The sequence below is a fragment of the Shigella sp. FC1567 genome (genome assembly GCF_001743015.1).
GTDB lineage: Bacteria > Pseudomonadota > Gammaproteobacteria > Enterobacterales > Enterobacteriaceae > Escherichia > Escherichia coli.
Genome location: NZ_MIIV01000006.1, coordinates 1 through 14,228 on the forward strand (window position 1 = coordinate 1; position 14,228 = coordinate 14,228).

Sequence of the window (14,228 nt, forward strand, 5' to 3'; positions counted from 1 at the left end):
GGGCCGAATAGCAATGTCTGTCGCACAACAACCACAATGTCACAAATAAAAAATGAGAATAACCAGTTCCCTGAAGGCGACGTAGCCCGGTACAAGAGTAACCCAGGTTAGCGCTTGGCGACGGCGGAACAAAGCTGATTCGCGACGTAAGAAAGTGGCAGGCTCATATGACGGACCTCTGTAATGCGGTATCCAACCCGCGAATATCAGCGTGATTCACCGTCGGATTTACTGCTACGTCGCCCTCAGGGAATTAAACCTAAAAAGAAAATCGTCAAAATTAGAGATTCCGGTTTGACACGGAAAGTCATATCAGCGCTATGCGCATCCTGGGGGTTCATCACCACTGACGGGAAACTCTGCTGGCGGAACATCGCTTTTTGTAGGTCTTTGACGTCGAAACTGACATACAGATCGTGCATCTCCTGACACAACTGGCGCAAAGTGTAGTCGCGATAGCGCACCGGATATTTGTTATAAACGCTCGGCAACACCTCAGCCAGCGGCGAGTCATCCTCAATATGCTGTTCAAACTGCGCCAACATCTCTACCAGTTGTGCCAGCTTCTCGTGGCTTTCCGCCGGAGTTAATAAGAACAGAATGGAGTTGAGATCGCACTTCTCCGGCACAATGCCGTTCTCACGCAGATAGTGCGCCAGAATCGTCGCCGGAACGCCAAAGTCGCTATATTCGCCGGTTTCGGCATTGATACCTGGTGTAGTGAGTAACAGCTTGCACGGATCAACAAAATACTGATCCGCGGCATATCCTTCAAAGCCGTGCCACTTCGCCCCCGGCTCAAAACTGAAAAAACGGCGGTCGCTGGCTAACACTGATGTCGGATAATCCTGCCACAATTTGCCATCAACAACGGGCGGGATAAACGGGCGGAACAGCTTACAGCGCGCAAGAATAGCCTTGCGCGACTCAATACCCAACTCAACGCACTCAGCCCACAGCCGACGCCCACTCTCCCCTTCATGAATTTTGGCGTTAACATCCAGTGCAGCAAACAGCGGATAGAAAGGGCTGGTAGAAGCATGGAGCATAAAGGCGTTATTCAACCGCTTATGCGGGCAAAAACGCGCCTGTCCGCGGATATGGTTATCTTTTTTATGGATCTGCGACGTCTGTGAGAATCCCGCCTGCTGTTTGTGCACCGACTGAGTCACAAAGATCCCCGGATCGTTTTCGTTAAGTTCTAATAGCAGCGGCGAGCTATCCGCCATCATCGGGATAAACTGTTCGTAACCGACCCACGCGGAATCAAACAGAATGTAATCACACAGATGCCCAACGGTATCGATCACCTGACGGGCGTTATAGACAGTTCCGTCATAGGTTCCCAGCTGAATAATCGCCAGGCGAAACGGGCGCGGCAGCTCGGCTTTTTCTGGCGCAACGTCGCGAATTTGCTGGCGCAGATACTCTTCATTAAAACAGTGCGCATCAATACCGCCAATGAAACCAAACGGGTTGCGTGAAGCTTCCAGATAGACCGGCGTCGCCCCCGCCTGAATCAGCGCGCCGTGATGATTCGACTTATGGTTGTTACGGTCGAAGAGCACCAGATCGCCACGCGTTAACAGCGCATTCGTCACCACTTTATTCGCTGCCGATGTGCCGTTCAGCACAAAATAGGTTTTATCGGCATGAAAGACTTTGGCTGCGAATTTCTGCGCATCTTTCGCCAATAAGCAGATCGCCCAATTTTACGTCAGCGTTACACATATCGGCGCGAAAGACGTTCTCACCAAAGAAATCGTAAAAATGGCGTCCGGCAGGATGCTTTTTAAAAAACGCACCATGTTGATGTCCAGGGCAAGCAAAGGTGCTGTTGCCCATCTCAACGTACTGCGTCAGCGTGTCATAAAACGGTGGCAGCAAATTCTCTTCATACTGACAGGCTGCGGATTCCAGCTCCAGCCACTGCTGCTCGTTGCCGTTGATTACCGCCGTAACGCCCGCAGGTAATTCAACAGCATGTTCGGAATACAAAAACACCGGTAGATGAAAACCGGTGCGCTTAAGCAACGCAAGAATGCCACTGCGACTATCCGCAGCGGTAATGACGACTGCCACGACGTCCGTAAAATCAGTATCTCCCAACGCCACCACGCGACGATGAGAAGAAAGTCGGGATACCAGTTCACTACTGGCGGCAATATTCATTGATTTCATAAGCGCAAACCCGTTTCGGGGAAGTAAGAATACCGGACAAGGTGGAAAACCCTGCCCCATGAGATATGGGTCAAACTGGTCACCAGCTCCGACCGCCAGACATCAGTAAAAGCAGAAACGCTCTGATTTTACTGTTGTCCTGCAGTGAGCGTGCGTTAACTTCACCGCATGAGCAGTAACATAGAAAGGGAAACGTTTCGCGCGAACGGCGATAAGCGAGAGAATGTAAGGAGGTGGCGTGCATCGGGCAAACTCCGTACAGAGAGGAGAAAATTCGCGCAATCATGGCACCTTTCGCTAAAGCGTGCAAGCCAGGACTTTGCGACCAGACAAGCCATCAACAAGGCAAAAAGTTCATAATAAGAAAATCAAACAATACAGTTAACAGGAACTCTTGTGGTCATCGGCCCTTTTATCAACGCTAGTGCAGTCTTACTGGGTGGCGTTCTCGGCGCACTGCTCAGCCAACGCTTACCGGAACGTATCCGCATCTCCATGACATCTATTTTTGGTCTGGCATCGCTGGGGATTGGTATTTTACTGGTTGTGAAATGCGCCAACCTTCCAGCGATGGTTTTAGCTACGCTACTTGGCGCTCTAATTGGCGAAATTTGTTTGCTGGAGAAAGGTGTCAATACAGCAGTCGCCAAAGCACAAAATCTGTTTCGTCACTCACGTAAGAAGCCAACGCATGAATCTTTTATTCAGAATTATGTCGCGATTATTGTCCTGTTTTGCGCCAGCGGCACCGGGATCTTCGGGGCGATGAACGAAGGGATGACCGGCGATCCGAGTATTTTAATCGCCAAGTCATTTCTTGATTTCTTTACGGCGATGATCTTCGCCTGCTCGCTGGGTATTGCGGTGTCGGTAATTAGTATCCCATTACTGATCATCCAGTTAACGCTGGCGTGGGCTGCCGCGCTGATATTACCGCTGACCACACCGTCGATGATGGCAGACTTCAGCGCCGTAGGCGGTTTATTGCTGCTGGCAACCGGATTACGCATCTGTGGCATTAAAATGTTCCCGGTGGTCAACATGCTTCCAGCACTCCTTCTGGCAATGCCGCTTTCCGCCGCCTGGTTTGCCTGACAATGCGTGCAATAGCGGCAAAGTGATGATAGATTGTGCAGTCTGCAGTAAATTGAAGAAATTTGATTGACGAGACGAGGCGAATCAGGTTTAATGCGCCCCGTTGCCCGGATAGCTCAGTCGGTAGAGCAGGGGATTGAAAATCCCCGTGTCCTTGGTTCGATTCCGAGTCCGGGCACCACTAATTCTTAAGAACCCGCCCACAAGGCGGGTTTTTGCTTTTGGATCTGACAATAACCTTCACGAAAAAAGTTTGCTTATAAAGTCTGGGGGAATTACTCTCGCCACGTTAACGAGAGTAATTTTATTGATACTAATCTCCTGATACTTTACCCCCGTCCAAACTCCAGCCGCTGGACATTCACCATCCCAGTCTTCTCAGCAGCACTGGCATCAATTTGTGTCACCCGCAGCGCATACTTTTCATCCAGCGCGTTTAACCAGTTCAGCAGGTCATTAAACACCACCGGATCTATCCAGACCTGAATATTCTCCCCACGCTCGGCTATCCGCTTGATGACTACCGAGTGCGCGGAAGCACTGTCACTGATAACCCGCGATACCTGCGCAGGCGTTGTTGTGGCGGATTTTCGCGCCGCAATAATATCCGGCGCGGCGCTCCTCAGTCTGGTGTTCATCGCCACCAGTTGCTGCAACATTGTCTCCTGTTGTACTATCCGTTCGCTCAACGGCTGCCAGATGAGGACGTAATATCCGACGCTAAACAGGAACACCACCGCTGCCAGTAACATGCCCTTTTCACGCGGAGAACGCCCCGCCAGGTGTTGTGCCAGCCAGTGTTCGCCACGGCTTAACTGGCGTTCACGCCATTGCTGAAAATAGTGAATAAATTTATCGCGTAACATGTTATTTCCTCCGCAACGTTACGCCGCCGGAAACCGCATCACCCTCTTTCTGTAACGCGTCCTGTTGCACAACATAATCGGTTGCCAGTGCACTACGCAGTTTGTCGAAACTGGCAAAGTTCGCGGCCCGTAGCTGGAGGTGAAGTATCTGGCGTTTTTGATCAAAGGTAAAACCACGCATTTCGATGTCGGAAAGTGACGCTGATTTCAGGGTGCTGGCTATCGCTGACAACTCGGCGAGCAGCCGGGTATCGTCGGCCTGTGGGCGATATTTTTTCAGCGCCATCGTCACCTGAGAGCGTAAATTCACAATCCGCTTCTGCTCCGGGAACAACGTTAAGAACTGTTCCTCCGCCTGGGTGCGGCTTTGCGCCACCTGTTCGCTGACGCTCCATAACGTCACGCCCCGCTCCACTGCCAGCGCAACTAGAATCAGCAATATCGGCAGAATCATCACCCGCCAGCGCGCCCACTGTTTTCGGTAGCTGACGCGAGGCTGCCACGGCCCTGTCAGCAGGTTCCCTTCCGGTTCGCCATAAGTGGTAACGGCGGGCAGAGCTGTAACGGTCAGGCGTTCAGCGTCTGCGCCAGCCCATGCTGATAGCTTTTCCGGTGCAATGCCGACTACGGTTAGCGAAAGCGGTAAATCCTGCTCATTGAGCTGGGCGCGGAACATGACCGGAGCCAGCGCCCGCCCGGCGCTCCATCCCCGGCATTCATCAATGCGGCAGATAACCCGTTGCGCATCGCCAGCCATAACCCCACAAGGAATGGACATCCAGTCTGGCGCGACGGTAGCGCGGGTGATGCCGTTTTCCTGCAACCACTGCGCAATGTTGCGCATATGCTGTTGGTGAATCACTGCTACGGTTGCCAGTTGCTGGTCGATATTCAACGGGGCGAAATGCAGTTCATCGATATCCTGGTTCAGCTCTTCTTCCAGTAAGGCGGGCAGAATGGTCGGTATCTGCTTACGGGCGACATCAGGCAGTTCAACCTGCCAGACGCTGATCCATTCGCCGGGAATGTAGAGTCGAATCGCATCGGTTTGCAGCCATTGCTGGAGCTGTTCGTTAGCAACGTCAGACCAGATACCGTGCTCCACATCGGGTGTACGGCGCTGCCAATGGATGGGATCAGCGGCGCAAAGCGGGAAAAAAATCTCAAGGATGGAACTCACTCACTTTCTCCTGTCTGATGCCAGAGAACCGAAAAGTGTTGTGGGCCCATGCGGACAATTAACGAGTTCATCGTCAGTTCAATCTCATTCACGGTGATATCTGAACGCAGCCAGAAGTAATTGCTGTCCACGCTCAGGACGGTTTTTAGCTGTTTTTTAGTACGCTCATCGACGTCAGCAAGTAGCGGCTGTGCAAGAAACTGATCGACATCTTCCCAGCCCTTCGCCGGACGTTGTTGTAATAACGCCCGCGCCTGAACGGGGCTTAACCACGGGTCAAACAGCGCCTCAAGAATCACACTTTGCGTGACGTCTAAAGTATTGATGTTGATTTGCTGGCGGATCATCGGCAGCGCACAGACCAGCGGTTTCAGTTTTTGATAAAGCCCGGCGTCCATTCCCTGTACCACGCGCATCTCACTGATATCAGCCAGCGGTTGATTGGCGGCGTAGAACGGCACCGAACGGGCGAGATACTCGCTGTCTTCACGGCCCAGACGTGTCTGCACGCTGCGGTCCTCGTCAATAAACTCCCACAGGCTTTCGGCTATCAGTTCGGCCCGATAAGCAGGCACATCCAGGCGCGAGATCAGGGCAATCAACTGTTGTACCGCAAGCGGACGCGACGCCGTTGTCGGCTGAGCAAGGGCATTCAGGTTAAAGCAAGCCTGTGCGTCACGCAGGGTGACCGCAATTTGCCCCTGCGGCAGAGGGAAGAAACGAGGGCCGGATGCCCACGGCTGTGCCAGATGCACGCGCTTTTCATTTTTCAGGCTCAGACTGAGCGCGCTCAGCGCCAGGCTTTCCGCACTGGCGCTGTACCACAGCGCCTGCTGGTACTCCTGCTGGCTGCGCGTTCGCCCAAGTTGTTGCTGCATTCGCCCGGAAAGCGTGATGGTTACCAGCATCATAACCGCCAGCAATACCAGCACCACGACCAGTGCCATTCCGCGTTTTGGTGGTGAGGTGATCATGATTATTGCGGCCCGCGTAACAACCAGATGCGTTCAATCTCGCCCCATTGCGGCGAATGCAGGGTCATGCGTACCGCCACAGGGATCGCCTGTACTGACGACCAGCTCTCCTGCCAGCGCGTGCCGTCGTAGAACTGCAAACGGAGCGAATCGGCCGGAATCAACTTTTGCATTGTCGGCTTCACGCTGCCTGCGGCATCGGTCAGCGGCCAGGCTAACCGTTCGAGATAACCGTCATGAATGCGGTAACCGACGGTGAGCAGATTGCTGCGCGGCAGACGCATCAACGGGTTAACCACACCGCCGCGCACAAAACGCATTCCTTCACTCTCAGACGCCAGCACGCCAGCGCCAGCCAGTAAAGCTGGTTCACGCTGGCCCTGATCGCCTCTTACCGGACGCGGCATCATTTGGGTCAGATCGTGGGTCAGAAAACTCATCGTTTGCTGCATGAGGTTTAGTTTTTGATCGTGATCGGCGACGGCGCTATTCACGCGCGTGACGCCGTTAGTCACCTGCTGCGCCATCAGTGCCAGCGAGGCAAAAATGGCAATTGCCACCAACATTTCCAGTAACGTGAAACCAGCGCGAGTCCTTCTCACTGTTGGCCTCCCACGGCGCTAAACCAGGCGCGTCGTGACTGAATCACCGACGAAAAGTCTTCGTGACGGCTGACTTCAATATCCACCGCCTGGAGCAGCGCGTTGCCTGTATTCAATGGGATTGTTCGCCAGTACCAGCGGCTTCCTGCCATATCGCTCTCGCCCTGATGCCTGACCGCCCGCTGCTCACGGGTCATCAGGTAGAGCAGCGCAGTCTGGTTTTCAGCTACCCAGCCCGCTACCGTTTTTTCCTCAAGAACGTGCTGATTACTCAGCGCACCGCTGGCAATCTGTAACACCGCCGTGGCAGCCAGCGCAAAAATCGCCAGCACGAGCATCACTTCCAGCAAGGTAAATCCGCGCTTCATGGCATCCTCTCATCACATTGATTGAGGGATAACGCGCCATCGTGTGCCAGCTTTACCGCTCAACATGCGTTTTGCGCCGCCGAGTAGAAGCGCAGCGTAAACGGCGTGGCGGGTTCAAAAGGCGAAAAACGGATCTGCGGCGTCTTCTTTTTCGCCTCTTTTTGCAACTCCAGTTCAATATCGTGCAGCGTCAGGCGACGACGTTGCAGCTCCAGCGCATATTCCTTCTGCCAGATATCACTTCCGGGTTGTAACAGCATCTGCACCTGTTTCGGCACCGTAACCTGTGCCGATAACCGGGTCGCAGAAACGGGCAACCACTGCCCCTGACGACGCTGCATAAACTGATAGCCAGGCGGGTCGATTAGCACACCGAGTGTCTGTCCTTCAATCACTGCCCTGTCCTTAAACTGCGCAAAGCGAGTCAGAAAATCCTGTGCCGCTTTTTTCGCGGGCGGTTCAGAATCGGTCGCAAACGTCTGTACCACGCCCGCACTGGCAAGGCCGATAAGGAAAATCACCAGCATGATTTCCAGAAGTGTGAATCCGCGTTCAGGCACTGCTTACTGAAACTCCTGCAAATTCCAGTTACCGATATCTGCGCCAGCGCCTTCCCCGTTTTCCTGACCATCCGCCCCCAGGGTATAAACATCAAACAGTCCTTTTTCACCCGGGCTGAGATACTGATAATCATTGCCCCACGGATCCTTTGGCAGTCGTTTGATGTATCCACCAGTACGGTAGTTGCGGGAGTCCGCCATATTGGCTGGCTGCTGGATCAGCGCTTCCAGCCCCTGTTCTGTGGTCGGATAACGCCCGTTATCCAGTCGGTACATATCTAGTGCGTTTTCCAGCGCCACGATATCGCTGATGGCTTTTTGCCGATTGGCTTTCTCTTTGTTGCCCAACAGGTTAGGCACCACCAGACTTGCCAGGACGCCAAGAATAACAATCACCACCATCACTTCCAGCAGGGTAAAACCTGCCCGTGGTTTGTGTGTGCGGGATAACGAATTCATGTGATAACTCCGTAAATTACATTCCAACCATATTATTCAGTTGCAGCATCGGCTCGAGGATGGCGATGACAATAAACAGCACCACGCCCGCCATCATCACCACCAGCGCAGGCTCAAACAGCCCCAACGCCAGCCCCACCTGGGTATCAAATTCCCGTTCCTGGTTAACAGCGGCCTGCTCAAGCATGGTTTCCAGTTCGCCGCTCTGTTCGCCGGAAGCGATAATGTACAGCATCATCGGCGGGAACAGGCGCAACTCCGCCAGCGCGGCGCGCAGACTGCTTCCTTCGCGGACGCGATCTGCCGCCAGCAGCAGTTGTTGTTCGACATAGCGATTTGCCGACACGGCGGCAGCGGTCTGAATGCCTTCCAGTAGCGGAACACTGCTGGCGGTGAGGATGCTTAATGTGCGGGAAAAACGCGCCGTATTCAGCCCGCGCGCAACACGGCCCGTCACGGGCAGACGCAGCAAGGTTTTATCCCAGCGCAGGCGCATAGTAGGATTTTTAAGTAGCCATTGCCCCAGCACCAGAAGCGCCAGCAATCCCGCCAGCCAGTAAACGCCGCTGGCCTGTAACGCATCACTCATAGCGATAAGCGCACGGGTGGAGGAGGGTAGCGCGTGTCCGAGATGATCAAACTGTTCGATGATTTTCGGCACCACTGCCGTCAGCAAAATAGTGACCACGCCCGTTGCCACCACCAGCATAACCAGCGGATAGAGCATGGCCTGCAATAGACGTGATTTCAGGCGCTGTCGCTGTTCGGTGTAATCTGCCAGGCGATTGAGCACCACGTCGAGATGCCCGGATTTTTCTCCGGCAGCGACCATCGAACAAAACAGGGAATCAAAGACGCGGGGATGTTCGCGCAGGCTGTCCGACAGGGTATAACCTTCCTGAATCCGGCTGCGCAGCGCCATTCCGAGGCTCTTCACATGCAGTTTTTCACTTTGCTCACTGACCGCCTGCAAGCAGGTTTCCAACGGCATTGCTGCCTGCACCAGCGTTGCCAGTTGGCGCGTGAACAGCGCCAGATCTGCCGCCGCCACGCGACGATGTGCGTGCCGCCGACGCTGCAACATTCCCCCTGCCGATGCATTCATCCTGGCTTCAATGTGCACGGGGATAAGCTCTTTACCGCGCAACAACTGGCGGGCATGACGCGCGGAATCCGCCTCAATCATGCCTTTGGTTTTGCGACCATTACGCTCCAGCGCCTGATAGTAAAACAGTGCCATTACGCCTCCATGGTTACCCGCAGAACTTCATCGAGAGAGGTTTCTCCGGCGAGCACTTTCTCAATGCCGTTGCTGCGGATACCCGCAGAGTGTTGCCGGACATAACGTTCCAGCTCCAGCTCCCCGGCCTGACGGTGGATCAAATCACGCAATGTGGCATCCACCACGTCAGCTCATGGATGGCAGTCCGTCCGCGGAAACCTTTGTGATTACAGGCGGGGCAGCCCTGCGGATGGTACAGAGTGACGGTTCGCGCATCGGTAATGCCCAGCAGGCGTTTTTCTTCGTCAGTGGCAGGCGCGGCCTGACGGCAGTCGGGACACAGCGTGCGGACCAGTCGCTGCGCCATCACGCCCGTCAGACTGGAAGAGAGCAGGAAAGGCTCCACGCCCATATCCTGCAAACGCGTGATCGCCCCCACCGCCGTGTTGGTATGCAGCGTGGAAAGGACCAGGTGTCCGGTAAGCGATGCCTGAACAGCGATTTCTGCGGTTTCGGTATCGCGGATTTCACCGACCATCACCACATCCGGGTCCTGACGCAAAATCGCGCGCAGGCCACGGGCGAAGGTCATGCCGACGCGGGTGTTAACCTGTGTCTGACCGATCCCTTCAATCATGTATTCGATGGGGTCTTCAACCGTGAGAATGTTACGCGAATGGTTGTTCAGCTCCTGCAATCCGGCGTACAGCGTGGTGCTTTTGCCGGAACCCGTCGGCCCCGTCACCAGAAAGATGCCGTGCGGTTTGTGTAACAGCTGGCGCAACTGCACGGTCAGTTGCTGGCTAAGCCCCAGACGCTCCAGCGTCAGGCGGGCCTGGTTTTTGTCCAGCAGTCGCAGCACCACGCGCTCGCCCCAGGCAGAAGGCATGGTGGAGACACGCACGTCAATCGCCCGGCCGCCCAGCAGCAGCGCAATACGTCCATCCTGCGGTACGCGCTTTTCGGCGATATCCAGCCGTGCCATCACCTTGATACGCGATACCAGCAGCGAGGCCAGTTTGCGCCCCGGGCGCAGCATTTCATGTAATGTGCCGTCAACGCGAAAACGGATCACCAGACTCTTTTCAAACGTCTCGATGTGGATATCCGAAGCGCCTTCTTTAATCGCCTCTGCCAGCATGGCGTTGATCAGTTTGATGATCGGCGCATCGTCGTCACTTTCCAGCAGATCTTCCGTTTCTGGCAGTTCTTCCGCGAGAGTAAAAAAGTCCTCAGCAGAACCGAGATCTTCCATCAGCTGGCGAGCCTCGGAAGAGTCCCGCTGCCAGACCGCATTCAGCCGCTGTTCAAATTCGGCCTCGTCGATTTGCCGCAGCGTAAAGGGCGCGTTCAGCCCCCGCTGCAGCTCCTGCAAAACAGAGAGCGATAGCGGATGAACGTGGAGGATCTCCAGCGACGCTTCGCACCATGCCACCAGGCTAAACCGACGGCTGAAACTGTAGGGCAGACGCACGGTCTTGGCGGTGGTTTCCTGTGCTACAGGCACCATTAACGCGTTCTCCCGGCATTGAGGAACGCGCGAACTTCCGGCGGTAAGGCCTGGTTTTGCGCTGGCAGTACCGGCTGTGCGGTGTGCGGCATCAGGCTTAAACCTTGCTCATCACGATAGATCTGTTCGGCGCGCATATAGTTATATTTGCGCTGCGACACGCCGTCTGCCGCCATACCGTCATGCAGAATGGTCGGGCGGATAAACACCATCAGGTTACGTTTTTCTTTTTTATCCGCCGTCGATTTAAACAGGTTACCAATCAATGGGATATCGCCCAGCAGAGGCACTTTCGCCACGCTTTCTCCCGCCTGATCGTCCATCAGACCACCAAGCACAATCAGCTCACCATCGTTAGCCAGCACGGTGGTTTTCAGTTTGCGCTCACCAAACACCACGTCGAGGCTGGTCTGTCCTTCCACCTTCGAGACTTCCTGCTCAATCACCATCTGTACCGCGTTACCTTCGTTAATCTGCGGCGTGACTTTCAGCATGATGCCGACTTTTTTCCTTTCTACTGTATTGAAAGGATTGCTGTTATTGGAGCCAACGGTAGAGCCGGTTAATACCGGAACGTCCTAGCCCACCATGAAGAAGGCTTCCTGGTTGTCCAGCGTAGTGATGCTCGGCGTGGAGAGAACGTTCGAGCTGGAGTCGTTTTTAACCGCCTGCACCAGTGCCATCCAGTCGCCTTTCACCACGCCAACCGCCGTACCGCTAAATCCAGAAAGAAGCTGGGCGAGTGTGGAGAGATCGCCGTTGGTATCCGGATTAATGGTGGTAGCGCCGTTTTCACTGATCACCGTCGAGCCTTTCTGCGGTTTCGCCTGAGAAATGGCTGCCCCCAGCGTACCGATAGGGATCTGCGTACCATTAGCAAACTGCATTAATCCGGCATCTTTCGACGCCCACTGCACGCCGAAGTTGATATTGCTACCTTCGGCAACTTCCACGATCAACGCCTCGACGTGCACCTGAGCACGGCGAATATCCAGTTGTTCAATTACGCTTTGCAGCGACTGCATGATGTCCTGCGGCGCGGTTACAATCAGGGCATTACTGTGTTTGCTGGCGGCGATGGATACAACCTCACGCCCGCTACCGACCGTGCCTTCCGCCTCTTCTTTAGCCGCCGTGAGCGTGCCGCTGACCTGTTTCAGCACATCGACCAGATCTTCGGCTTTGCTGTATTTGAGATAGAAAACCTGGCTGTTGCCGCTGCGTTCCATTTCTGAGTCCAGCCGACGGATCAGGCGGCGCATTTTGTCCCGCGTGGCCGGGTCACCACTGACAATCACACTGTTGGTGCGTTCGTCGGCGACAATTTGAGATTTCAGCGTCGCAGGCTGGTTCTCGCCGCTGTTTTTCGTCAGGCTTTCCAGCACGCGGGCGATTTCCGAAGCCGAGGCGTTATCCAGCGGGATCACCTCTTCGGTGCGATTACCCGCGTGATCCACGCGCTGGATCACTTCCGTCAGGCGCTCCACAACGGAGGCGCGTCCGGTGAGCATAATCACGTTGGAGGGATCGTAATTAACAACGTTGCCTGAGCCTGCGCTGTCGATCATCTGGCGCAGAATCGGTGCCAGCTCGCGTACCGACACATTACGTACCGGCACTACTTTGGTGACCATTTCATCGCCCGCGTAGTTGTCGCTGCCTTCACCGACCAGCGGCAGCGGCTCGACTTTCGCAGCGCTGGATTTCACCACCTTCAGCACGTCGTTTTCCATCGGTACGACGGCATACCCCTGTGCTTCCAGCAGGTTAAGGAATAGCTGGTAATACTGGCGTTCATTGAGCGGGGTCATGGTGCGAATACTCACTTTCCCCTGTACGCCCGGCCCCATAATGATGGTTTTATTAAGGTTAGCGCCGACGGTTTCGATGAACGATTTCAGGTCGGTATCTTTAAAATTAGCGGTGAAAGTGGCTTCTTCCGCCCAGACCGGTGAACTGCATAATGCCGCTGCCAGCACCAGCGGCAGTAAACGCTTTTTTGTTTTGAGGCCAGTTGTCTTCTTACGCCAGACCGACAACGTAATATCACGCCAAAACACGATGAATGATTCTCCTGGATTAAATGCGGTTAGCGCAGCGCGATGGAAATGTCGTGGCGCGCACCCTTGCGTAAAACCGTAAGTTGAATGGAATCCATTGAAGGTAACTGCCGCATCAGAGCAATCATTGCTCGTGGATCAGTGAAATCCTGCTGATTTAGCGCAATGGCGATATCGCCTTCCTTGAAACCGCTGGCATCGAACAGAGAACGATCTGCCCCCGGCTTCACTGCATAACCGACAATTCCCTCCTTACGCACAGGCGTAAGCTGGATATAGTTAAAAATTTTCTGCGGATCTTTCGCCAGTGCCTGACGCACGGCAGTCGGTATCTCAACTGGCGCACTGACAGCAGGTTCAGCAACAGCTTGCTTTGCTTCGTCACTGACAGCTTTTTTGTTGGTCGCGGCAACGGTGGAACGCTCCTCTTCAGCCAGGCTCAGGCGCTCTATTTTTCCCTGATAGCGCAGCATCACATGGTCGCGATTGATTTCCTCAATCACCGCGTTGTGCGAGCCAAGCGTTTCACCCTGCAAATAGACCTGCTGTTTACCGCCTTCTTCAATAACCGCGCCGGGTCTGGCACCAAAGGCGATCCCGCGCGCACCACATTAAGACGCGTTTCTGCCACAGGCACAGGTTCGGGTTGTTTTACCGGCGTGGCGACGGGCTGATATTTGCCAAACCAGTTTTGCTGGCTGATTAATTGCACGTCATTTTTATCGAACGTTTTTGCATCCGCACGGGGCGGTTTATTCGCCGATGGGGAAACAGCCGTATATTCCGCAGAAAAGGAGAAATAGCGCCAGAGTGAATGCGCCACTTTTGCAGAAATAATAAGCAGCATCAGCCAGAACATCCCGCGTACAATTTTTGGTAATGACTCCAACTTACTGATAGTATTTTATGTTCAGATAATGCCCGATGACCTTGTCATGCAGCTCCACCGATTTTGAGAACGACAGTGACTTCCGTCCCAGCCTTGCCAGATGTTGTCTCAGATTCAGATTATGTCGCTCAATGCGCTGAGTGTAACGCTTGCTGATAACGTGCAGCTTTCCCTTCAGGCGTGATTCATACAGCGGCCAGCCATCCGTCATCCATACCACGACCTCAAAGGCCGACAGCAGGCTCAGAAGACGCTCCAGTGT

At 54.4% G+C, this 14,228-nt stretch carries 10 protein-coding genes, 1 tRNA gene and 5 pseudogenes; 2 read left to right on the forward strand and 14 right to left on the reverse strand.

The genetic code is table 11. The annotated features are described in order from the left end of the window. Positions 1–314: 314 nt before the first annotated feature. Positions 315–2,181: pseudogene (gene speC / locus BHE85_RS00450) on the reverse strand (ornithine decarboxylase); the annotation flags it as partial. 161 nt (positions 2,182–2,342) lie between these two features. After that, positions 2,343–2,425: pseudogene (locus BHE85_RS27105) on the reverse strand (hypothetical protein). A 152-nt stretch (positions 2,426–2,577) separates the two neighbouring features. Here BHE85_RS27105 and BHE85_RS00455 point away from each other — a divergent pair. Together BHE85_RS00455 and BHE85_RS00460 are read left to right on the forward strand one after the other, a co-directional pair. Beyond that, positions 2,578–3,276: a DUF554 domain-containing protein gene (locus tag BHE85_RS00455; RefSeq protein ID WP_000234501.1), complete on the forward strand. Its 699-nt coding sequence runs from the start codon at positions 2,578–2,580 to the stop codon at positions 3,274–3,276. 105 nt (positions 3,277–3,381) lie between these two features. Next, positions 3,382–3,457 (forward strand) — tRNA-Phe (locus BHE85_RS00460). A gap of 148 nt (positions 3,458–3,605) precedes the next feature. Here BHE85_RS00460 and yghD read toward each other — a convergent pair. The 12 genes and pseudogenes from yghD to BHE85_RS00520 form a co-directional block, all read right to left on the reverse strand. After that, positions 3,606–4,142, reverse strand: coding sequence for a GspM family type II secretion system protein YghD (gene yghD, locus BHE85_RS00465; RefSeq protein ID WP_000942800.1), 537 nt, complete (start codon positions 4,140–4,142; stop codon positions 3,606–3,608). A gap of 1 nt (position 4,143) precedes the next feature. Further along, positions 4,144–5,322, reverse strand: coding sequence for a type II secretion system protein GspL (gene gspL / locus BHE85_RS00470; RefSeq protein WP_000094969.1), 1,179 nt, complete (start codon positions 5,320–5,322; stop codon positions 4,144–4,146). Continuing rightward, positions 5,319–6,296 (reverse strand): type II secretion system minor pseudopilin GspK, encoded by a 978-nt coding sequence (gene gspK / locus BHE85_RS00475; protein WP_000633205.1) that lies wholly within the window; start codon positions 6,294–6,296, stop codon positions 5,319–5,321. Before gspK ends, gspL begins: the two co-directional genes overlap by 4 nt. A gap of 2 nt (positions 6,297–6,298) precedes the next feature. After that, positions 6,299–6,898, reverse strand: coding sequence for a type II secretion system minor pseudopilin GspJ (gspJ, locus tag BHE85_RS00480; protein WP_001255034.1), 600 nt, complete (start codon positions 6,896–6,898; stop codon positions 6,299–6,301). After that, positions 6,895–7,266, reverse strand: a complete 372-nt coding sequence (gene gspI, locus BHE85_RS00485) for a type II secretion system minor pseudopilin GspI (protein ID WP_000820139.1) — start codon at positions 7,264–7,266, stop codon at positions 6,895–6,897. The genes gspJ and gspI overlap by 4 nt, the downstream gene beginning before the upstream one ends. 59 nt (positions 7,267–7,325) lie before the next feature. Further along, positions 7,326–7,826 (reverse strand): type II secretion system minor pseudopilin GspH, encoded by a 501-nt coding sequence (gene gspH / locus BHE85_RS00490; RefSeq protein ID WP_001115132.1) that lies wholly within the window; start codon positions 7,824–7,826, stop codon positions 7,326–7,328. Positions 7,827–7,829: 3 nt separating this feature from the next. Then, a complete protein-coding gene (gspG, locus tag BHE85_RS00495) occupies positions 7,830–8,285 on the reverse strand; it encodes a type II secretion system major pseudopilin GspG (RefSeq protein ID WP_001087283.1) in 456 nt (151 codons plus the stop codon). A 16-nt stretch (positions 8,286–8,301) separates the two neighbouring features. Beyond that, entirely contained in the window at positions 8,302–9,525 is a 1,224-nt protein-coding gene (gspF, locus tag BHE85_RS00500; protein ID WP_001173438.1) for a type II secretion system inner membrane protein GspF, read from the reverse strand. Then, positions 9,525–11,017 (reverse strand): annotated as a pseudogene (gspE, locus tag BHE85_RS00505) (type II secretion system ATPase GspE). Before gspE ends, gspF begins: the two are co-directional and overlap by 1 nt. Then, positions 11,017–13,077 (reverse strand): annotated as a pseudogene (gene gspD / locus BHE85_RS00510) (type II secretion system secretin GspD). The pseudogenes gspE and gspD overlap by 1 nt, the downstream one beginning before the upstream one ends. Positions 13,078–13,106: 29 nt before the next feature. Beyond that, positions 13,107–13,963 (reverse strand): annotated as a pseudogene (gspC, locus tag BHE85_RS00515) (type II secretion system protein GspC); the annotation flags it as partial. Between the two features lie 4 nt (positions 13,964–13,967). Further along, positions 13,968–14,228 (reverse strand): IS1 family transposase (locus BHE85_RS00520; RefSeq protein WP_216080673.1); only part of this gene is annotated, 261 nt, incomplete at its 5' end.